The following is a 20,535-nucleotide window of genomic DNA, read 5'->3' as shown; positions in this document are numbered from 1 at the left end:
TGGTTATGCGCCGTTTTTCAGAGCCTCAAGGTACTCCCAACGCTCGAATGCTTCCTCCAGCGCCTTTTCAGCCTGGGAAAGATCTGCCAATATTTTCTGAGTATAGTCGTGCGGTTGGCTAAAGAAGGACGCATCAGCAACCAGAGCCTGCAGAGTTTCCAGATTGCGTTCCAGCTCTTCGAGACGCTGCGGCAGAACGTCGAGTTCACGCTGCAGGTTATAGCTCATTTTGGCCGTCGATTTTTTGACAGTTTCGGTTTTCGCGACAGCGTTTTCCGATCCATTATTGGCTTTTGGCTGTTTAATCGACCGCGACTGTGATTGCTGTCCACGCGCATCGTGATAACCGCCCACATAACGCCCAATATGCCCTTCGCCTTCGAAAATCCAGCATTCCGTTACGGTGTTATCAACAAACTGACGATCGTGGCTCACCAGCATAACGGTACCTTGATAGCCATCGATCAGCTCTTCGAGCAACTCCAGCGTTTCGACGTCCAGGTCGTTCGTCGGTTCATCGAGAATCAGCAGGTTACTTGGTTTCAGGAACAGACGGGCCAGCAGAAGTCGGTTACGTTCTCCGCCTGACAACGCGCGCACCGGCGTCATCGCACGTTTAGGATGGAACAGGAAGTCCTGCAGATAGCCCAGAACGTGACGGGGTTTACCGTTCACCATCACTTCTTGCTTACCTTCCGCCAGGTTGTCCATCACGGTTCTGTCGGGATCAAGTTCCGCACGGTGCTGATCGAAATACGCCACTTCCAGCTTGGTTCCGCAATGCACACGTCCGCTGTCAGCCTGCAATTGGCTCAGCATCAATTTCAGCAGCGTGGTCTTGCCGCAACCGTTCGGGCCGATCAGCGCAATTTTATCGCCACGCTGGACCTGAGCAGAGAAGTCACGCACCAGCACTTTGCCATCAACCTGATAATTAACGTTTTCCATTTCGAAGACGATTTTGCCGGAGCGGGACGCTTCTTCGACCTGCATTTTCGCCGTGCCCATCACTTCGCGGCGCTCGCTGCGTTCGTTACGCATCGCTTTCAGCGCACGTACGCGGCCTTCGTTGCGGGTACGACGGGCTTTGATGCCCTGACGGATCCAGACTTCTTCCTGCGCCAGTTTGCGATCAAACTCTGCGTTCTGGAGCTCTTCGACGCGCAGGTTTTCTTCTTTTTCCAGCAGATAAGTGTCGTAGCTGCCTGGATACGTCACCAGCTTACCGCGATCCAAATCGACAATGCGCGTCGCCATATTGCGAATAAACGAACGGTCATGCGAAATGAAGATAATGGTGCCATTGAAGGTTTTCAGGAACCCTTCCAGCCAGTCAATCGCTTCAATATCCAGGTGGTTGGTTGGCTCATCAAGCAGCAGCACTTTCGGGCCGCTCACCAGCGCACGACCCAGCGCCGCTTTACGCAGCCAGCCGCCTGAAAGCGACGCCAGCTCCATGTCCGCTTCCAGACCTAACTGATCCAGAACTTCAGTGATGCGACTTTCAAGCTGCCACAAACCGTGGTGATCAAGCAGGTCCTGCAGACGCGCCATTTCGTTAAGGTTTTTTTCACTCGGATCGGTCATCACCAGATGAGAGATTTCGTGGTAGCCCTTCAGGTATTCGGCCTGTTCAGAAATACCCTCAGCAACAAAATCATACACGCTGCCCGCGACGTTGCGCGGCGGATCTTGCTGCAAACGCGAAACAATCAGATCTTGTTCGTAAACAATACGTCCGTCATCAAGGCCCTGTTCACGGTTCAGAATTTTCATCAGCGTAGATTTGCCTGCGCCGTTACGGCCAACCAGACAGACGCGTTCGTTATCTTCGATGTGCAGTTCTGTATCATCGAGAAGGGGCGCATCGCTGAAAGACAGCCAGGCGCCGTGCATACTAATTAATGACATTTATATTTCCTTTCAGACCGCGGTAATCAACCAGCAGTTATGAATTTGACGGTTACGGGCAAAGTCCTGAGACAGTGTTTTTTGGCTAATTTCTTGTGCTTTCAGTCCCAGCGCTGCCAGCCCGTCGTTATCCATACGGAAGCCGCGTTTGTTATTTGAGAACATGATGGTGCCGCCTTTACGCAGCAGACGTTTCAGGTCGGACATCAGACGGATGTGGTCGCGCTGAACGTCAAACGTATCTTCCATACGCTTAGAGTTAGAGAAAGTCGGTGGATCGATAAAGATCAGGTCGAACTGCTCATCGGTATCACGCAACCAGCCCAGCACATCGGCTTGCAGCAGACGATGCTGACGCCCGGTCAGGCCGTTGAGGCGCAAGTTGCGCTCCGCCCATTCAAGATAGGTCCGCGACAGATCCACCGTTGTCGTGCTGCGCGCGCCGCCCAAACCGGCGTGCACGCTCGCGCTGCCGGTATAGGCAAACAGGTTGAGGAAGTCTTTACCCTTGCTCATCTGGCCCAGCATACGACGGGCAATGCGGTGATCCAGGAACAGACCGGTATCAAGATAGTCAGTGAGGTTCACCCACAGGCGAGCGTTGTATTCGCCCACTTCGATAAAGTCGCCTTTATCGCTCATCTTCTGATACTGATTTGTCCCTTTCTGACGCTCACGGGTTTTGAGCACCAGTTTGTTAGGGGCGATGCCAAGGACGCCAATGGTGGCGGCAATGATATCCAGCAGACGCTGACGTGCTTTTTGCGCATCAATCGTCTTCGGCGCGGCATATTCCTGCACCACGACCCAGTCAGCGTAGCGATCTACCGCTACGTTGTACTCCGGCAAATCGGCATCGTACAGGCGATAGCATTCGATCCCTTCCTGCTTCGCCCATTTTTCGAATTTTTTCAGATTTTTACGCAGGCGGTTCGCGTAGTCCTCCGCCACGGTCGAAGGTTTACTGTCGCCCTCTTTCTCGGTGAGGTGATAGTTTTTCTGTACGCAGTCCAGCGGGCCGTTTTTGGCTTTAAACTGACGTTCTGCGCGCAGTTGCAGGCAGCTCAGCAGTTCAGGAGATCCACTGAACAGCGACAGATTCCAGCCGCCGAAATAATCTTTCATTGAGCGACCCAGCAGGCTGTGCAGGGCAATCAGCGCCGGTTCGCTATCGAGACGCTCGCCATACGGTGGGTTGCTGATAACCGTACCGTACGGGCCTTTTGGCAGCGGATTGGTCAGCTGCGCGACATCTTTCACTTCAAACGAGATCAGCTCACCAATACCGGCACGACGGGCGTTGCTGGCTGCGCGTTCAATGACGCGCGCGTCGCTGTCTGAGCCGTAGAAACGTGAACCGTAATCAGCCAGGCCTTTACGCGCGCGGACCTGCGCTTCGGCTTTGACCTCTTTCCAGATGGCATCGTCGTGCTGCGCCCACCCGCTAAAGCCCCACTGCCCGCGGTGCAGGCCAGGCGCGCGATCGGTTGCCATCATCGCCGCTTCAATCAGCAACGTACCGGAACCGCACATCGGATCCAGCAGTGGCGTACCAGGCTGCCAGCCAGAACGCATAACAATTGCGGCCGCCAGGTTTTCTTTAATCGGTGCAATACCCGCACGATCGCGGTAACCGCGCTGATGCAGGCCTTCCCCACACAGATCCAGCGAAATATGCGCAGTCTCTTTGTTCAGCCACACGTTGATACGCAGATCCGGGTTTTCACGATCCACGTTCGGGCGCTCAAGATTTTTGCGCGTGAAGCTATCCACAATCGCATCTTTCACTTTCAGCGCACCGTATTGGCTATTGCGGATTTCATCATTCAGTCCGCTAAAGTGCACAGCAAAGGTCGCGCCAGGTGCAAAAATCTCTGTCCAGTCAGTCGCCTGCACGCCGAGATACAGGTCAAGGTCGCTGTAGACTTTGCACGCACCCAAAGGCAGCATGATGCGCGACGCCAGACGGCTCCACATCAGGCTCTGGTAAATAAGCCGCGTGTCGCCCTCAAAATGGACACCGCCCTGAACGACCTGGCACTCACGCGCGCCAAGGCTTTCCAGTTCAGTTTTTAACAGCTCTTCCAGCCCACGGGCCGTACTGGCAAACAGAGAATTCATATTGTCACTTATTACTCATAGAAAATTGTTGCGCATTATACACAGAATCATTCGATTTGCCTCGCGCCAGCACGCTGATGAAGCCAACAAAACGGCGCGCCAGTGAATAAAGTGTATATAGATAATCCGGGTGATATGTCATAAAGTTGAAGGCTTATTTTTATTGAGGGGAGTGTGCAGTGGCGACGTTATCCAGGCTTTTTATCCATCCAGTCAAATCAATGCGCGGAATTGGCCTGACGCATGCACTCGCAGACGTCAGCGGTTTTGCTTTCGATCGCATTTTTATGGTCACTGAGCCTGACGGAACGTTCATCACTGCGCGTCAGTTTCCGCAAATGGTGCGGTTTATTCCCGCGCCGCTGCATGACGGTTTACATCTCACGGCACCGGACGGATCCAGCGTCATTGCGCGCTTCAATGATTTCTCGCCCGTTGATGAACCGACCGAAGTCTGGCGCAATCATTTTACAGCGCGTATTGCCCCCGAAGAGATCAACCGTTGGCTAAGCGGCTTTTTCTCTCGCCCGGTACAGTTGCGCTGGGTAGGGCCCGAATTGACGCGCCGCGTTCAGCACTTTGAATCCGTTCCGCTTTCCTTTGCCGACGGTTTCCCTTTCCTGCTCACCAATGAAGCCTCACTGCGGGATTTACAGAATCGTTGTTCCGCGAGCGTACAAATGGAGCAGTTTCGCCCCAATCTGGTTGTGACTGGCGCGCAAGCATGGGAAGAAGATACCTGGAAAGTGATTCGCATTGGCAGCGTGATCTTCGATGTCGTCAAACCCTGTAGCCGCTGCATTTTCACCACTATCAGCCCTGAGAAAGGTCAAAAACACCCTTCCGGCGAACCGCTTAAAACGTTGCAATCTTTCCGAACCGCGCAGGATAACGGCGATGTCGATTTTGGTCAGAACCTGATCCCTCGCTCCAGCGGTGTGATTCGCGTGGGCGATGAAGTCGAAATCCTGTCCACCGGAGCGGGTCGAATCTACGGCGCAGGCGCGGAAGAAGAAACGGCAGAAGTGGAAGTGCAACCTGTAACGGCGGTGACCCTTCAGTGGCAAGGGCAAACGCTCAAGGGGAACAATCAACAAGTCTTGCTTGAGCAACTGGAGCAAGCCGGAATTCGCGTTCCTTATTCGTGTCGCGCGGGGATTTGCGGTTGCTGTCGTATCAAACTGATAGACGGCGAAGTGACAGCATTGAAAAAATCAGCGGTAGGCGAAGATGGCACCATTCTTTGCTGCAGCTGCGTCCCTAAAACATCGCTACAGCTTGAGCTTTAAACGGCCTGTTCCAGGCTAAATGAATCCACACGGAGCTGCGGTTTGAGTCTGTCATTCATGACTTTGATCGCATCACCCAGTTGCATCGTACGCCCGGCAATGATCACGCCGGGTTGTGCCAGCAAGCAAAGTGCTGCATTTTCGCCAGGCTCAACCACCAGCAAACTCACCTCTTCCGATGTATCGCTGAGATGCACGCAAGCTGCATCACCCGTGCCCGGCATCCACGCCTGGCCATGAGCGAGAAAGTGCCAGCTTTTCGGCATCTGAGGCTTGAGGAAACGAATAGCCACCAGCGCGTTCAAAATCAACTCAGCACGTTGTTCTTTGGTTAGCACGAAGTCGCGGCACTTCTCTTCAAACGAGAAATAAAGGGCTGCATCATCGACGCAAAAGCCCGATGGGGCAAAGGCATCAGGTGTGAGCATACGGCGGGCATAGCGAGAACGAAATAACATGCCATTGGCTAAATCGAGCATCATTCGATCGTGCTCTTCACAAAAATACCAGCGCCAGTTATCGTCAGGTTTAATTCGCATTTTCCTCTCCCGTCCCTCACATCCTGTTCTTAAAATGTCCTGATTGTCGCTTCGTTTATAACATCAATAAATAAAAGACCATAATGTCTAAATAAGCAACAATGACGGAATATAAAACAACCAAGGCCGGAAATAAAGCCCTGGTTGTCTTATAGAGAGAAAAGTTTAGATATGATTAACGATTTCTTTAATCAATTGAGGGCCTTTAAAAATAAAACCAGAATAAATTTGTACCAGCGTCGCACCCGCAGCCATCTTCTCACGCGCAGCGATGACCGAGTCGATTCCCCCCACGCCAATGATCGGTAAACGCCCTTTTAATTCTGCAGACAACGCGCGAATAATTTCTGTGCTTTTTAATTGCACCGGACGACCACTTAACCCACCCATTTCATCCGAATTATTCATTCCGATGACCAATGATCGATCGAGAGTCGTATTGGTCGCAATAACACCATCAATATTATGGCGAACCAAACTATCAGCAACCTGGATCAATTCATCCACGGAAAGATCCGGGGCGATCTTAACCGCGACCGGAACATATTTATGGTGAATTGCCTGCAGTTCATTTTGTTTATTTTTAATGGCTGATAACAGATCGTCCAGCGCTTCACCATATTGCAGCGTACGTAAACCAGGGGTATTTGGCGACGAGATATTAACCGCAATATAACCCGCATAAGCATAGACTTTTTCCATACAAATCAGATAGTCATCTTTACCCTGCTCTACCGGCGTATCTTTATTTTTGCCAATATTAATACCCAGCACGCCGTCAAAATGCGCTTTTTTTACGTTCTCGATCAGATGATCGACACCGTGATTATTAAAGCCCATTCGATTGATCAACCCTTCGGCTTCAACCAGACGGAACAGTCGCGGCTTATCGTTACCTGCTTGTGGCCGTGGCGTGACCGTGCCGACTTCAATGGAACCAAATCCCATCGCGCCCAGCGCATCAATACACTCGCCGTTCTTGTCCAGGCCAGCAGCCAGGCCCAGGGGATTCTTAAACGTCAGTCCCATACATTGAACAGGTTTTTCCTGCACTTTCTGGCGCACCAGCGCTTCCAAAGGTGTTCCTGTAATGCGACGTAACTGCTGGAATGTCAATTCATGAGCGCGCTCGGGATCGAGCTGGAAAAGGGCTTTACGAACGAAGGGGTAATACATGAACTCTCCTGGATTCCGGTGTGCAAACCGGACACGGATTATCAGCGATCGCAGCGCGAAAGGGAATTGACCTGAGGCAATAAAACGGCTTTCTGCGCAATCGTTTTCCTTTCTGGCGGTTTCTTATGCATTTTCCGGATTTTTAATTCCAGATAAATCATTTAGTGGAATAACCCCGCAATGTCACACTCCTGAAAATTGTTATCAATGTTAGATAAAAGCAAACAAATGGTTATAAGGAGCAAACATGCGCGTCATCACGTTGGCTGGAAGTCCGCGTTTTCCTTCACGTTCCAGTGCCCTGCTGGAATATGCCCGCGAACAGCTGAATTCGCGGGATGTCGAAGTGTGTCACTGGAATCTGCATAACTTTGAGCCTGAAGATCTGCTGTATGCCCGGTTTGAAAGTCCGGCGCTTCAGGCGCTGATTCAGCAACTCAAGGGGGCTGATGGCCTGATTGTGGCGACGCCGATTTACAAAGCCTCATTTTCTGGCGCGCTAAAAACGCTTCTCGATCTGCTGCCTGAACGCGCGCTGGAGGGAAAAGTCGTCCTTCCGCTGGCGACCGGTGGCACCGTCGCCCATATGCTGGCCGTTGATTATGCCCTCAAGCCCGTTCTCAATGCGCTGAAAGCCCAGGAGATCCTGCACGGCGTGTTCGCCGATGATTCTCAGGTTGTGGATTATCAGCATAAACCACAGTTCACCCCCAACTTGCAATCGCGTCTGGATAGCGCACTCGAAACGTTTTGGCAGGCATTGCATCGCCGCGATGCTCAAGCCCCTACCTTTGGCCGTCTGAAAGGAGTCGCCCATGTTTAAACACCTCTTTCGTCTCGGGCTAACGGGTTTGCTGGCCGTCTCCGCGCTGGCTCATGCGGCGAATGCTGCGCCGGAAAGTTTACGTATCGGCTACCAGAAAGGCAGCATCAGCATGGTGCTGGCAAAAAGCCATCAGCTGCTGGAAAAACGTTATCCGCAGACCACGTTTTCGTGGATTGAATTCCCGGCTGGCCCACAAATGCTCGAAGCACTCAATGTGGGCAGTATAGATGTAGGCAGTACGGGAGATATTCCGCCGATATTCGCCCAGGCCGCAGGCGCTGATCTGGTTTACGTGGGCGTAGAACCGGCCAAGCCTAAGGCCGAAGTTATCCTGGTGCCTGAAAACAGTCCGATTAAAACCGTCGCGGATCTTAAAGGCCATAAAGTTGCGTTCCAGAAAGGGTCCAGTTCGCACAATCTGTTGCTTCGCGCGCTGCAACAAGCGGGCCTGACGTTCAAGGATATTCAGCCGATCTACTTAAGCCCAGCCGATGCGCGCGCCGCTTTCCAGCAAAATAACGTGGACGCCTGGGCCATCTGGGACCCGTACTATTCTGCGGCTCTGCTTCAGGGTGGCGTTCGCGTTCTAAAAGATGGCGAAACGCTTAAACAGACCGGTTCGTTCTATCTTGCCGCGCGTCCTTATGCCGAAAAGAACGGCGAATTTATACAAGGTGTGCTGAACACCTTCAGTGAGGCAGATGCGCTCACCCAAAGCCAACGTCAGGAGAGTATCGCTCTGCTGGCAAAAACCATGGGCCTGCCCGAACCGGTGATCGCAAGCTATCTGGATCACCGCCCAATAACCGTGATCAAGCCTGTTGACGCCCACACGGCAGTTTTGCAGCAACAAACCGCCGATCTGTTTTATGAAAACCGTCTGCTCCCTAAAAAGATCGATATTCGCGACCGTATCTGGCAACCCGCTGGCAAAGAAGGATCGAAATCATGAGTCTTAATCTGTTCTGGTTTTTACCGACCCACGGTGATGGGCATTATCTTGGTACTGAGGAAGGGGCGCGTCCGGTCGATTACGGCTACCTGCAACAAATCGCGCAAGCCGCAGACAGAATCGGATTCACCGGCGTACTGATTCCCACTGGCCGTTCCTGCGAAGATGCCTGGCTGGTGGCCGCGGCCATGATCCCGGTCACGCAGCGTCTGAAGTTTTTAGTCGCCCTGCGCCCAAGCGTGGTTTCCCCGACCGTTGCCGCACGCCAGGCCGCCACGCTTGACCGACTCTCAAACGGGCGTGCGCTGTTTAATCTGGTGACCGGCAGCGACCCGACGGAACTCGCGGGAGACGGCGTCTTCCTCGACCACACCGAACGCTATGAGGCCTCGGCAGAATTCACCCGCGTCTGGCGTCGTCTGCTTGAGGGCGAAACCGTCACCTATGAAGGCAAACACATTCACGTACGTGATGCGAAACTCTATTTCCCACCGGTTCAGCAGCCGCGTCCTCCTCTTTACTTTGGCGGATCGTCGGACGTTGCACAGGATCTGGCGGCAGAACAGGTCGATTTGTATCTCACCTGGGGCGAACCGCCTGAACAGGTGAAAGAGAAAATTGAACAGGTGCGCGCCAAAGCCGCCGCGCATGGCCGTCAGGTGCGTTTTGGGATCCGTCTACACGTCATTGTGCGGGAGACGAATCAGGAAGCGTGGCAGGCCGCCGATCGTCTGATTTCACACCTTGACGATGACACCATTGCCAAAGCGCAGGCCGCCCTGGCCAAAACTGATTCAGTGGGCCAGCACCGGATGGCCTCTCTTCATAACGGTAAACGCGAAAATCTCGAAATCAGTCCGAACCTGTGGGCGGGCGTTGGCCTGGTGCGGGGTGGCGCAGGAACGGCGTTAGTGGGTGATGGTCCAACGGTGGCGGCACGAATCAATGAATATGCCGATCTGGGGATCGACAGCTTTATTTTGTCCGGTTATCCGCACCTCGAAGAAGCGTATAACGTCGGCGAGCTGTTGTTCCCGCATCTGGATGTCGCCATCCCGCAAGTCCCACAACCGCGTCCGCTGCAGGTTCAGGGCGAAGCGGTGGCGAATGAATTTATTCCCCGTAAAACAGCGCAGAGTTAACGAGGTCAGTATGGCGAATCCATCCCGAAAATGGCTCCTGCGTCTGGCGCCCTGGTTCTTGCCCGTCGTCATTGTGATTATCTGGCAAATTGCGTCGTCTGTGGGCTGGTTGTCGAGTCGCATTCTGCCTTCTCCCGAGGGCGTGGTGGAGGCGTTCTGGTCGCTCAGTGCCAGCGGTGAACTGTGGCAACATCTGGCGATCAGCTCCTGGCGTGCGGCGATTGGATTTTCCATCGGCGGGTCGATTGGGCTGACGCTTGGCCTGATCAGCGGATTATCGCGCTGGGGTGAGCGCTTGCTGGATACCTCGATTCAAATGCTGCGTAACGTGCCGCATCTGGCGCTGATCCCGCTGGTCATTTTATGGTTCGGCATCGATGAGAGCGCCAAGATTTTCCTCGTCGCGCTCGGCACGCTGTTCCCAATCTATATCAACACCTGGCACGGCATTCGAAACATAGACCGGGGATTGGTGGAGATGGCGCGCAGCTATGGTTTATCCGGCTTTTCTCTGTTCATCCATGTGATTCTGCCGGGGGCTCTGCCGTCGATTATGGTGGGCGTTCGTTTCGCGCTCGGTCTGATGTGGCTGACGCTGATTGTCGCGGAAACCATCTCCGCCAATTCCGGTATTGGCTATCTGGCGATGAACGCCCGTGAATTTCTGCAAACCGACGTGGTGGTGGTTGCCATCATTCTCTATGCCCTGCTTGGCAAACTCGCTGACGTCAGTGCCCAGTGGCTTGAGCGCAGCTGGCTGCGCTGGAATCCGGCCTATTCCTTGAAGGAGGCAAACGTATGAACACGGCTCGCTTAACCCAGGGGACACCTTTATTGCTCAACGGCGTGACGAAACGCTACGGCGAAAATACGATTCTGAACGCGCTGGATCTGCATATTCCCGCAGGCCAGTTTGTCGCGGTGGTCGGGCGCAGCGGCGGAGGTAAAAGTACGCTACTGCGCTTGCTTGCCGGGCTTGAAGCCCCCAATGGCGGAGAACTGCTGGCCGGAAATACCCCGCTGGCCGAACTCCAGGACGATACGCGCATGATGTTCCAGGATGCGCGCCTCCTGCCATGGAAAACGGTTATCGACAATGTCGGGCTGGGGCTAAAAGGCCACTGGCGGGACGCTGCGCGGCAAGCGCTGGCATCCGTCGGACTCGAAAATCGTGCAGGCGAATGGCCAGCAGCGCTTTCGGGAGGACAAAAGCAGCGCGTGGCCCTGGCGCGTGCGCTAATTCATCGCCCTGGCCTGCTGCTGCTGGACGAACCGCTGGGTGCGCTTGATGCCCTGACGCGTATCGAGATGCAGGATTTGATTGAATCGCTGTGGCAAGAGCACGGTTTTACCGTGTTGCTGGTTACACATGATGTGAGTGAAGCCATCGCGATGGCCGATCGCGTCTTGTTAATCGAAGATGGGAAAATCGGACTGGACGTGACGGTCGATATTGCTCGCCCACGTCGTCTGGGATCGGTCCGGCTGGCAGAGCTGGAATCAGAAGTGCTGGATCGGGTTATGAAGCGGGGAGCAACAGAACAACAGCGCATCAAAGCGAATGCCTGATGCCCTCACCCCTCTCCCAAGGGAGAGGAAACACACATCAAAAACGGCAACCAGATGGCTGCCGTTTTCTGTTACCTGGTGCGGTCTGATGTGCTCACGCCATCCCTCTCCTACAAGGAGAGGGATGGCTCGTGGATTTATCAGGCCAGCGCTTTGCTGATTTTCTCGAACAGATCGCCCGATAAATTCTCCAGCCCTTTTAGCTGCTCCAGCGCCGCGCGCATTTTCGCCTGACGTTTCGCATCGTAGCGTTTCAGGCGGATCAGCGGCTCAATCAGACGCGACGCGACCTGCGGGTTACGGCTGTTAAGCTCCGTCAGCATCTCCACCATAAACTGATAACCGCTGCCGTCTTCCGCATGGAAAGCCGCAGGATTGCTCCCTGCAAACGCGCCAATCAGCGAACGGACACGGTTTGGGTTGCTCATGGCAAAGGAACGGTGCTTCAGCAGACTGCGGACGTTGCTCAGCACATCGGCTGAAGGGCTGGTGGATTGCAGAATAAACCACTTATCCATCACCAGACCGTCATGATGCCACTTATCGTCATACTCCTGCATCAGCGCATCACGGCACGGCAGCTCGGCAGCAACCGCTGCGCCCAACGCGGCCAGTGCATCGGTCATATTATCGGCGTCGTGATACTGCTTGCTGACTAACGCATCGGCAAATTCGGTGTCACCAAATGCCAGATAGCGCAGACAGGTATTACGCAGCGAACGTTTGCCGATATCCGCGTGTTCAACGCGATATTCATCCAGCCTGTTGGCGGTGTAAATCGCCAGGAACTCATCCGCCAGCTCAGTCGCAAGCGTTCTGGTCAGCGCTTCACGCACAGCGGTGATGGCAATGGGATCGATGATATCAAACAGCTCAGCGATTTCGTTCGCGGAAGGCAGCGTCAGAATTTCTGCGGCCAGCGCCGGATCGATGTGTTCATCAAGCAAAATAGCGCGGAATGCATCGGCAACGTGCACTGGCAACGACAGCGGCTGGCCCTGCTGATGACGATTCACGTTCAGCTTGATGTAGGTCGCCAGCAGGCTTTGCGCCGCATCCCAACGGGAGAAATCGTTACGCGCATGACGCATCAGGAACGTCAGCTGCTGATCGCTCCATTTGTATTCCAGTTTGACCGGTGCAGAGAATTCACACAACAGCGCCGGAACGGGCTGGAAGTAGACGTTATCAAAGATGAAAGTCTGCTCAGCCTGGGTGACGTTCAGAACGTGATGCACCGGATGGCCGCCTTTTTGCAGCGGGATCACTTTTCCTTCGTTATCGTAAAGCTCAATACTGAACGGAATATGCAGCGGATGTTTTTCTTCTTGCTCAGCCGTCGGCGGCGTACGCTGGCTGATGGTCAGCGTGTACTGCTCGGTTTCCGGGTTGTAATCGTCTTTAACCGTGACAATCGGCGTCCCGGCCTGGCTGTACCAGAGGCGGAAATGCGACAGGTCAACGTTAGATGCGTCCTCCATGGCCTGCACGAAGTCATCGCAGGTGGCTGCGCTGCCGTCGTGACGCTCAAAGTAAAGCTGCATCCCTTTCTGGAAGTTCTCTTCGCCCAGCAACGTATGGATCATACGAATGATTTCAGAACCCTTTTCGTACACCGTCAGGGTGTAGAAGTTGTTCATTTCGATCACTTTATCCGGGCGAATCGGATGCGCCATTGGGCTGGCGTCTTCGGCAAACTGCAGGCCACGCATGGTGCGCACGTTGCTGATGCGGTTAACGGCGCGTGACCCCAGATCGGAGCTGAACTCCTGATCGCGGAACACTGTTAAGCCCTCTTTCAGGCTTAACTGGAACCAATCGCGGCAGGTGACGCGGTTGCCGGTCCAGTTGTGGAAATATTCATGACCAATCACGCGTTCGATATCGAGATAATCTTTATCCGTCGCGGTGTCGGTACGCGCCAGGACATATTTGGAGTTGAAGACGTTAAGGCCTTTGTTCTCCATCGCGCCCATATTAAAGAAGTCGACGGCCACGATCATATAGATGTCGAGATCGTATTCGAGGCCGAAGCGCTCTTCGTCCCACTTCATCGAATTGATCAGTGAAGTCATTGCCCACGGCGCGCGGTCGAGATTACCGCGATCGACAAACAGCTCCAGGGCGACATCGCGACCGGAACGCGTTTTGTAGGTATCGCGCAGCACGTCGAAATCACCGGCCACCAGCGCAAACAGGTAACACGGTTTTGGGAACGGGTCCTGCCACTGGGTCCAGTGACGGCCATTTTCCAGCTCGCCCTGTCCAACACGGTTACCGTTAGAGAGCAGGTATGGATATTTTGTTTTATCCGCAATAATTTTGGTGGTGAAGCGCGCAAGCACATCCGGACGATCCAGATACCAGGTGATATGGCGGAAACCTTCGGCCTCACACTGGGTGCAAAGCGCTTCGCCCGATTGATACAGACCTTCCAGCGCGGTATTTGCTGCCGGGCTTATTTCGGTCACGATGCGCAGCGAGAAACGCTCTGGCAGATTGTTAAGGACCAGCTGGTTCTCTTCTTCTTTATAGTCAGACCAGACTTCATCATTAACATGAACAGAAACCAGCGTCAGATCTTCACCATCAAGACGCAGCGGAACCGCCGTCGCGCTTTGGCGGGTCACCTGGCTTACGGCCGTCACGACGGTTTTTGTGGCATCCAGGTCAAAAGTCAGATCGATATCGCTAATCAGGTATTCCGGCGCACGGTAGTCGTGGCGGTATTTGGCTTGTGGCTGTTGTGTCATAGAAAACCTTATGCATCGTTTGTCGAATAACGAGTCAGTCTATTCCTGTTGCGCAAAACGCGCTACGCAGAATCTTCATCTTTTCAGCAACAAAACCCTTTTTTGCTACATTTGTATAACACGGGGCACGAAATGCTCTCGACCATAACGGTGGCTTATGTTGTGATCGGGGTTCAATAAATCGCTAAACAAGGTATACTCCAGCGGTTTCAATAGTTGTTTATTGTACTAAACGCTCCCGTGAGAGGATGCTACGGCGCACCTATGACTCAATTCGCTACCCCTGTTCTGCATACGTTGCTGGATACCGATGCGTATAAATTGCACATGCAGCAAGCCGTTTTTCACCATTACTACAACGTACAGGTAGCGGCAGAGTTTCGTTGCCGTGGTGATGACTTGCTCGGTATTTACGCCGACACCATTCGTGAACAGGTCGATGCTATGCAGCATCTGGCGCTGCAGGACGACGAATACCAGTGGCTCTCGGGCCTGCCGTTCTTTAAAGCCGACTATTTAGACTGGCTGCGCAATTTCCGCTACAACCCTGAACAAGTGACGATCACCAACGATAACGGCAAGCTGAATATCCGTCTTGCTGGCCCGTGGCGTGAAGTGATCATGTGGGAAGTGCCGTTGCTGGCTGTCATTAGCGAGATTGTGCACCGCTATCGCTCTCCCGAAATGGGCGTTGAACATGCGCTCGCGACACTTGAAAGCAAACTCGTCGAATTCGCCCAGATGTCCGAATCCGTGGATATGTCGCGTTTCCGTCTGATGGATTTTGGTACGCGCCGCCGTTTCTCACGCGACGTACAACAAGCCATTGTCGAGCGCTTGCAGCAGGAGCCGTGGTTTGTTGGCACCAGCAATTATGACTTAGCCCGCCGCCGCAATCTGACGCCAATGGGCACACAAGCCCACGAGTGGTTCCAGGCGCACCAGCAAATCAGTCCCGATCTTGCAACCAGCCAACGTGCTGCGCTGGCGGCCTGGCTGGAAGAATATCCGGATAAGCTAGGAATTGCGCTGACCGACTGCATTACTATGGATGCGTTCCTGCGCGACTTTGGCCCTGAATTTGCGGAGCGCTATCAGGGTTTGCGCCATGATTCCGGGGATCCGGTTGAGTGGGGCGAAAAAGCGATCGCGCATTACGAAAAACTCGGGATCGATCCGCTAACCAAAGTGTTGGTTTTTTCTGATAACCTGGATCTATCCAAAGCCCTTGAGCTTTATCGCCACTTTTCATCCAGAGTGAATTTGAGCTTTGGAATTGGTACGCGTTTGACCTGCGATATTCCTCAGGTCAAACCACTGAATATCGTTATCAAGTTGGTGGAATGTAACGGTAAGCCGGTTGCTAAGCTCTCTGACAGCCCTGGCAAAACCATTTGCCATGACAAAGCCTTCGTGCGCGCGCTGCGTAAAGCCTTCGATCTGCCGCAAATCAAAAAAGCCAGTTAGTCCATTGGGGGCGTTCCTGGCCCCCTAGCCTCGTTTTTTTCTCATTTCTTCTCGTTTCTCTGCGAAATCTACTTGTCTGATGGCGGATGCCAGGTAACATAGATATCCCCCCTATATGGGCGGACATGTGTCTATGCCCTAAATAATGAGGGTTGCAGGAAGGCGATAAGCGAGTGAATTCCCCCTTACCTTACATAAGTAAGTGATTGGGGTGAACGAGCGCAGCCAACGCACATGCAACCTGAAGTTTGACGGGTATTTTTTCCGACTATTAACAGAGAGATTATTATGAGCGTTGTGCCTGTAGCCGACGTACTCCAGGGCCGCGTCGCCGTTGACCAAGAAGTCACCGTGCGCGGATGGGTACGTACTCGCCGAGATTCTAAAGCTGGCATCTCCTTCCTCGCCGTCTATGACGGTTCCTGCTTTGATCCTGTACAGGCCGTAATTAATAATTCTCTGCCCAATTACAATGACGAAGTTCTGCACCTGACCACCGGTTGCTCCGTCATTGTTACGGGTGTTGTGGTCGCTTCCCCGGGTCAAGGCCAAAGTTTTGAACTGCAGGCGACAGCAATTGAAGTGACCGGCTGGGTTGAAGATCCTGACACCTATCCAATGGCCGCTAAACGCCACAGCATTGAGTATCTGCGCGAAGTCGCCCACCTGCGCCCGCGTACCAACATGATCGGCGCCGTGGCCCGTGTGCGTCACACTCTGGCGCAGGCCCTGCATCGCTTCTTTGATGAGCAGGGTTACTTCTGGGTTTCCACCCCGCTGATCACCGCATCGGATACTGAAGGTGCGGGCGAAATGTTCCGCGTGTCGACTTTGGATCTTGAAAACTTGCCGCGTACGCCAGAAGGCAAAGTGGACTTTGACAAAGATTTCTTCGGTAAAGAAGCGTTCCTGACCGTATCCGGCCAGCTCAACGGCGAAACTTATGCCTGTGCGCTGTCTAAAATCTATACCTTCGGCCCTACGTTCCGCGCGGAAAACTCCAACACCAGCCGTCACCTGGCAGAGTTTTGGATGCTTGAGCCAGAAGTGGCTTTCGCGAACCTGAACGATGTGGCAGGTCTGGCAGAAGCGATGCTGAAGTACGTCTTCAAAGCGGTACTTGAAGAACGTGCTGATGACATGAAATTCTTCGCTGAGCGTGTAGACAGCGATGCGGTTGCACGTCTGGAGCGTTTCGTCTCCGCCGATTTCGCTCAGGTGGATTACACCGATGCGGTGGCTATCCTGGAAAAATGTGGTGAGAAATTCGAGAACCCGGTTTATTGGGGCGTGGATTTGTCTTCCGAGCACGAGCGTTACCTGGCTGAGAAACACTTTAAAGCTCCGGTCGTGGTTAAAAACTATCCTAAAGACATTAAGGCTTTCTATATGCGCCTTAATGAAGACGGCAAAACCGTCGCCGCAATGGACGTGCTTGCGCCTGGCATCGGTGAAATCATCGGTGGCTCCCAGCGTGAAGAGCGTCTGGACGTGCTGGACGCACGTATGGAAGAGATGGGTCTAAATCCGGCAGATTACAGCTGGTATCGCGACCTTCGCCGTTACGGCACCGTGCCACACTCAGGCTTTGGCCTGGGCTTCGAACGTCTGATTGCCTATGTCACTGGTGTTCAGAACGTACGTGACGTTATCGCATTCCCAAGAACGCCGCGTAACGCCAGCTTCTAAGCACTACATTGATGACGGCCAGCATTTGCTGGCCGTTATTTTATTCTGCAGTGTCAATTATTGTCAGTTGAAAGTCAGCGTTTATTCAATGCAACCCCGCCAATCCCTCTAGCTGTTACGTTTTATTTCCACGAAACATCTATGTACAAAAAATAAACCGCATTCTTATTGCGTCTACTCACGACTGATTGCATTAGCACAAATTTCGACCATACAAAAAGACATCCAGACGGCCAATGCTGACAATAAGAAAAACAGGGTTGTTTAGGTTCTGTTGATATGAAACGCCTTTATTAAAATTAAACATAAGCAATTCATATATATAGCAATGCGCCAGTCTTTTTATTCAGCAATCAGTTCTGAAATTTGAGGTGGTTCACAAAGTTCCAGTAAATTCACATTTAGTTACACATAATTGCTTTTTGTTACCCAATCTTTATCTTTGTAGCACTTTCAGGCTAGCGAAACGGTTCTTTGAATGGAAAGATGCCTGTCAGATACATAAAGACACCAAACTCTCATCAATAGTTCCGGAAATATTTATTGACAGAATTTATTGAGTGCAGTGGCGAGTGTCATAAAAAAACCAATGAGGGTAATAAATAATGATGAAGCGCAATATCCTGGCAGTGGTTATCCCTGCCCTGCTGGTAGCCGGTGCAGCAAACGCTGCAGAAATCTATAACAAAAACGGCAACAAACTGGACTTCTACGGTAAAGTTGTTGGTGAGCATGGCTTCACCACTTCTGGCGAACACGCAAATGCTGACTCCTCTTACGGCCAGATTGGCTTTAAAGGCGAAACTCAGGTTAACGATCAGGTAACTGGTTACGGTCAGTGGGAATATCGTGCACGTGCTGGCGCTGCTGAAGGCGATCAGACTAACGTGACTCGTCTGGCATTCGCGGGTATCAAAGTTTCTGACGCAGGTTCTTTGGACTACGGTCGTAACTACGGCATCGTTTACGATGTTGAGTCTTACACCGATATGGCTCCATCCTTCTCCGGCGAAACCTGGGGTGGCGGTTATACCGATAACTACATGACCAGCCGTTCTACCGGCCTGCTGACCTACCGTAACAGCAACTTCTTCGGTCTGGTTGATGGTCTGAACTTCGGCGTTCAGTACCAGGGTAAAAACGACCGCACTGACAACCTGAATAAAGCAAATGGCGACGGCGTTGGTCTGTCTCTGGGTTACGAGTTCGGTGAAGGCTTCGGTCTGATCGGTGCATACTCCACTGCAAACCGTACTGTTGAGCAGAAAAAAGACGGCAAAGGTGACGAAGCTCAATCTTGGGCTGTTGGCGCGAAATACGACGCAAACAACATCTACCTGGCAACCGTGTATGCAGAAACTCGCAACATGAGCATCCTGGGTAACAGCGGCGAGAAAAATACCGCAAATGACGATGGTGAGTTCTACAACGTAGCTAACAAAACTCAGAACTTTGAAGTTATCGCTCAGTACCAGTTCGATTTCGGCCTGCGTCCTTCCGTATCTTACGTTCAGTCTAAAGGCAAAGACCTGAACGGTATCGGCGACCGCGACCTGGCTAAATACATCACCACTGGCGCGACTTACTACTTCAACAAGAACTTCAACGTATACGGTGACTACCGTTTCAACCTGTTGGATGACAAAGACGCAGACACTAGCTGGGTTGGTTCTGACAACCAGGCAACTGTTGGTGTAACTTACCAGTTCTAATAAGCAAGCAGCCCTCTCTGCTAAATGCCTAGAAAACAGGACTTCGGTCCTGTTTTTTTATGCCTGAAAGTAAATAATGGCGACTTTTGAAAAGGCGCACGCTTTTTGTCGCAAACGGTTGGCATTTTGTAGATCAACCGTTAACCTGATAGCGGATTTCACTTCTGTAATCACAATGGAACCTCGTCATGTTTGAGAACATTACCGCTGCCCCTGCCGACCCTATTCTGGGCCTGGCCGATCTGTTTCGTGCTGATGACCGTCCGACCAAAATTAATCTGGGGATTGGTGTCTATAAAGATGAGACCGGCAAGACACCGGTTCTGACCAGTGTTAAAAAGGCCGAGCAGTATCTGCTGGAAAATGAAAATACCAAAAATTACCTCGGCATTGATGGTATTCCGGAATTTGGTCATTGCACTCAGGAACTGCTGTTTGGCAAAGGCAACGCGATTATCAGCGATAAACGTGCTCGCACAGCGCAAACACCTGGCGGTACTGGCGCACTGCGCGTCGCGGCGGATTTCCTTGCAAAAAATACCTCTGTCAAGCGCGTCTGGGTAAGTAATCCTAGCTGGCCGAACCATAAAAGCGTGTTTAATTCCGCGGGTCTGGAAGTGTGTGAATACGCCTATTATGACGCGGTGAATCACACCCTGGATTTTGACGGCCTGCTGGCAAGCCTGAATGAAGCGCAAGCGGGTGACGTTGTTCTGTTCCATGGCTGCTGCCACAACCCAACCGGTATTGATCCTACGCTTGAGCAGTGGGAAACGCTGGCAAAACTGTCTGCTGAAAAAGGCTGGCTGCCGCTGTTCGATTTCGCCTATCAGGGCTTTGCTCGCGGCCTGGAAGAAGATGCTGAAGGCCTGCGCGCTTTTGCTGCGCTGCATCAGGAGCTGATTGTCGCAAGTTCCTATTCCAAGAACTTTGGCCTGTACAATGAGCGCGTAGGCGCCTGTACGCTGGTTGCGTCTGATGAGCAGACCGTTGACCGTGCCTTTAGCCAGATGAAATCCGTTATTCGTGCCAACTACTCGAACCCACCGGCGCACGGTGCTTCCGTGGTTGCGACAATTCTCAGCAATGACGCGCTGCGCGCCATCTGGGAACAAGAGCTAAACGATATGCGCCAGCGTATCCAGCGTATGCGTCTGCTGTTCGTGAACACGCTGGCGGAGAAAGGCGCGGATCGCGATTTCAGCTTCATTACCAGGCAGAACGGGATGTTCTCGTTTAGCGGCTTGACCAAAGAGCAGGTTCTGCGTCTGCGCGAGGAGTTCGGTGTCTACGCTGTCGCTTCTGGTCGCGTCAACGTTGCGGGTATGACGCCCGATAATATGGCGCCACTTTGCGAAGCCATTGTCGCAGTACTGTAAGCGACAATAG

Annotated in this window: 15 protein-coding genes; 10 read left to right on the top strand and 5 right to left on the bottom strand. The window is 52.8% G+C overall.

The genetic code is table 11. The features are described 5' to 3' along the window. Window positions 1-3: 3 nt before the first annotated feature. Both I6L74_RS15645 and rlmKL read right to left on the bottom strand, forming a co-directional pair. Window positions 4-1,911: an ABC transporter ATP-binding protein gene (locus I6L74_RS15645; RefSeq protein ID WP_059178422.1), complete on the bottom strand. Its 1,908-nt coding sequence runs from the start codon at window positions 1,909-1,911 to the stop codon at window positions 4-6. Window positions 1,912-1,923: 12 nt separating this feature from the next. Continuing rightward, window positions 1,924-4,032, bottom strand: a complete 2,109-nt coding sequence (gene rlmKL / locus I6L74_RS15640) for a bifunctional 23S rRNA (guanine(2069)-N(7))-methyltransferase RlmK/23S rRNA (guanine(2445)-N(2))-methyltransferase RlmL (RefSeq protein WP_059178423.1) — start codon at window positions 4,030-4,032, stop codon at window positions 1,924-1,926. 179 nt (window positions 4,033-4,211) lie between these two features. Between rlmKL and I6L74_RS15635 the strand changes: the two genes are divergently transcribed. Next, on the top strand, window positions 4,212-5,321 hold the full coding sequence (locus I6L74_RS15635) for a YcbX family protein (RefSeq protein WP_072241795.1): 1,110 nt from the start codon (window positions 4,212-4,214) through the stop codon (window positions 5,319-5,321). On the opposite strand, the gene zapC is transcribed toward I6L74_RS15635, so the two are convergent. Next, window positions 5,318-5,860: a cell division protein ZapC gene (gene zapC, locus I6L74_RS15630; protein WP_059178425.1), complete on the bottom strand. Its 543-nt coding sequence runs from the start codon at window positions 5,858-5,860 to the stop codon at window positions 5,318-5,320. The genes I6L74_RS15635 and zapC overlap by 4 nt on opposite strands. A gap of 165 nt (window positions 5,861-6,025) precedes the next feature. Beyond that, a complete protein-coding gene (gene pyrD, locus I6L74_RS15625) occupies window positions 6,026-7,036 on the bottom strand; it encodes a quinone-dependent dihydroorotate dehydrogenase (protein ID WP_059178426.1) in 1,011 nt (336 codons plus the stop codon). Window positions 7,037-7,283: 247 nt separating this feature from the next. Here pyrD and ssuE point away from each other — a divergent pair, with 247 nt between their 5' ends. Genes ssuE through ssuB form a run of 5 tightly spaced genes read left to right on the top strand, consistent with a single transcriptional unit; the run spans window position 7,284 to window position 11,525 of the window. Further along, window positions 7,284-7,859 (top strand): NADPH-dependent FMN reductase, encoded by a 576-nt coding sequence (gene ssuE / locus I6L74_RS15620; RefSeq protein WP_059178427.1) that lies wholly within the window; start codon window positions 7,284-7,286, stop codon window positions 7,857-7,859. Beyond that, window positions 7,852-8,814 (top strand): sulfonate ABC transporter substrate-binding protein, encoded by a 963-nt coding sequence (locus I6L74_RS15615; RefSeq protein WP_059178428.1) that lies wholly within the window; start codon window positions 7,852-7,854, stop codon window positions 8,812-8,814. The genes ssuE and I6L74_RS15615 overlap by 8 nt, the downstream gene beginning before the upstream one ends. Continuing rightward, window positions 8,811-9,956: an FMNH2-dependent alkanesulfonate monooxygenase gene (gene ssuD, locus I6L74_RS15610; RefSeq protein ID WP_059178429.1), complete on the top strand. Its 1,146-nt coding sequence runs from the start codon at window positions 8,811-8,813 to the stop codon at window positions 9,954-9,956. Before I6L74_RS15615 ends, ssuD begins: the two co-directional genes overlap by 4 nt. 10 nt (window positions 9,957-9,966) lie before the next feature. Continuing rightward, the gene (ssuC, locus tag I6L74_RS15605; protein ID WP_059178430.1) at window positions 9,967-10,758 is read left to right on the top strand and encodes an aliphatic sulfonate ABC transporter permease SsuC; all 792 of its coding nucleotides are present in this window, start codon (window positions 9,967-9,969) and stop codon (window positions 10,756-10,758) included. Further along, complete coding sequence (gene ssuB, locus I6L74_RS15600; RefSeq protein WP_059178431.1) at window positions 10,755-11,525, top strand: aliphatic sulfonates ABC transporter ATP-binding protein; 771 nt, start codon at window positions 10,755-10,757, stop codon at window positions 11,523-11,525. The genes ssuC and ssuB overlap by 4 nt, the downstream gene beginning before the upstream one ends. A 140-nt stretch (window positions 11,526-11,665) precedes the next feature. On the opposite strand, the gene pepN is transcribed toward ssuB, so the two are convergent. Beyond that, window positions 11,666-14,278 (bottom strand): aminopeptidase N, encoded by a 2,613-nt coding sequence (gene pepN / locus I6L74_RS15595; RefSeq protein WP_059178432.1) that lies wholly within the window; start codon window positions 14,276-14,278, stop codon window positions 11,666-11,668. A gap of 264 nt (window positions 14,279-14,542) precedes the next feature. Here pepN and pncB point away from each other — a divergent pair, with 264 nt between their 5' ends. The 4 genes from pncB (at window position 14,543) to I6L74_RS15575 (ending at window position 20,525) form a co-directional block, all read left to right on the top strand. Continuing rightward, entirely contained in the window at window positions 14,543-15,745 is a 1,203-nt protein-coding gene (gene pncB, locus I6L74_RS15590; protein WP_059178433.1) for a nicotinate phosphoribosyltransferase, read from the top strand. Between the two features lie 288 nt (window positions 15,746-16,033). After that, entirely contained in the window at window positions 16,034-17,434 is a 1,401-nt protein-coding gene (asnS, locus tag I6L74_RS15585) for an asparagine--tRNA ligase (protein ID WP_059178434.1), read from the top strand. 605 nt (window positions 17,435-18,039) lie between these two features. After that, window positions 18,040-19,146 (top strand): porin, encoded by a 1,107-nt coding sequence (locus I6L74_RS15580; protein ID WP_059178435.1) that lies wholly within the window; start codon window positions 18,040-18,042, stop codon window positions 19,144-19,146. A gap of 188 nt (window positions 19,147-19,334) precedes the next feature. Continuing rightward, the gene (locus tag I6L74_RS15575; RefSeq protein WP_059178436.1) at window positions 19,335-20,525 is read left to right on the top strand and encodes an amino acid aminotransferase; all 1,191 of its coding nucleotides are present in this window, start codon (window positions 19,335-19,337) and stop codon (window positions 20,523-20,525) included. Window positions 20,526-20,535: the final 10 nt, after the last annotated feature.

The organism is Lelliottia amnigena (assembly GCF_019047465.1).
GTDB lineage: Bacteria > Pseudomonadota > Gammaproteobacteria > Enterobacterales > Enterobacteriaceae > Enterobacter > Enterobacter amnigenus.
This window is presented reverse-complemented; position numbering and strand designations above follow the sequence as displayed.

Excerpts from the sequence above, each read along its gene's own strand:
- I6L74_RS15645 (WP_059178422.1), bottom strand. The coding sequence starts at position 1,911 with ATGTCATTAATTAGTATGCACGGCGCCTGGCTGTCTTTCAGCGATGCG.
- rlmKL (WP_059178423.1), bottom strand. The coding sequence starts at position 4,032 with ATGAATTCTCTGTTTGCCAGTACGGCCCGTGGGCTGGAAGAGCTGTTA.
- zapC (WP_059178425.1), bottom strand. The coding sequence starts at position 5,860 with ATGCGAATTAAACCTGACGATAACTGGCGCTGGTATTTTTGTGAAGAG.
- pyrD (WP_059178426.1), bottom strand. The coding sequence starts at position 7,036 with ATGTATTACCCCTTCGTTCGTAAAGCCCTTTTCCAGCTCGATCCCGAG.
- ssuE (WP_059178427.1), top strand. The coding sequence starts at position 7,284 with ATGCGCGTCATCACGTTGGCTGGAAGTCCGCGTTTTCCTTCACGTTCC.
- I6L74_RS15615 (WP_059178428.1), top strand. The coding sequence starts at position 7,852 with ATGTTTAAACACCTCTTTCGTCTCGGGCTAACGGGTTTGCTGGCCGTC.
- ssuD (WP_059178429.1), top strand. The coding sequence starts at position 8,811 with ATGAGTCTTAATCTGTTCTGGTTTTTACCGACCCACGGTGATGGGCAT.
- ssuC (WP_059178430.1), top strand. The coding sequence starts at position 9,967 with ATGGCGAATCCATCCCGAAAATGGCTCCTGCGTCTGGCGCCCTGGTTC.
- ssuB (WP_059178431.1), top strand. The coding sequence starts at position 10,755 with ATGAACACGGCTCGCTTAACCCAGGGGACACCTTTATTGCTCAACGGC.
- pepN (WP_059178432.1), bottom strand. The coding sequence starts at position 14,278 with ATGACACAACAGCCACAAGCCAAATACCGCCACGACTACCGTGCGCCG.
- pncB (WP_059178433.1), top strand. The coding sequence starts at position 14,543 with ATGACTCAATTCGCTACCCCTGTTCTGCATACGTTGCTGGATACCGAT.
- asnS (WP_059178434.1), top strand. The coding sequence starts at position 16,034 with ATGAGCGTTGTGCCTGTAGCCGACGTACTCCAGGGCCGCGTCGCCGTT.
- I6L74_RS15580 (WP_059178435.1), top strand. The coding sequence starts at position 18,040 with ATGATGAAGCGCAATATCCTGGCAGTGGTTATCCCTGCCCTGCTGGTA.
- I6L74_RS15575 (WP_059178436.1), top strand. The coding sequence starts at position 19,335 with ATGTTTGAGAACATTACCGCTGCCCCTGCCGACCCTATTCTGGGCCTG.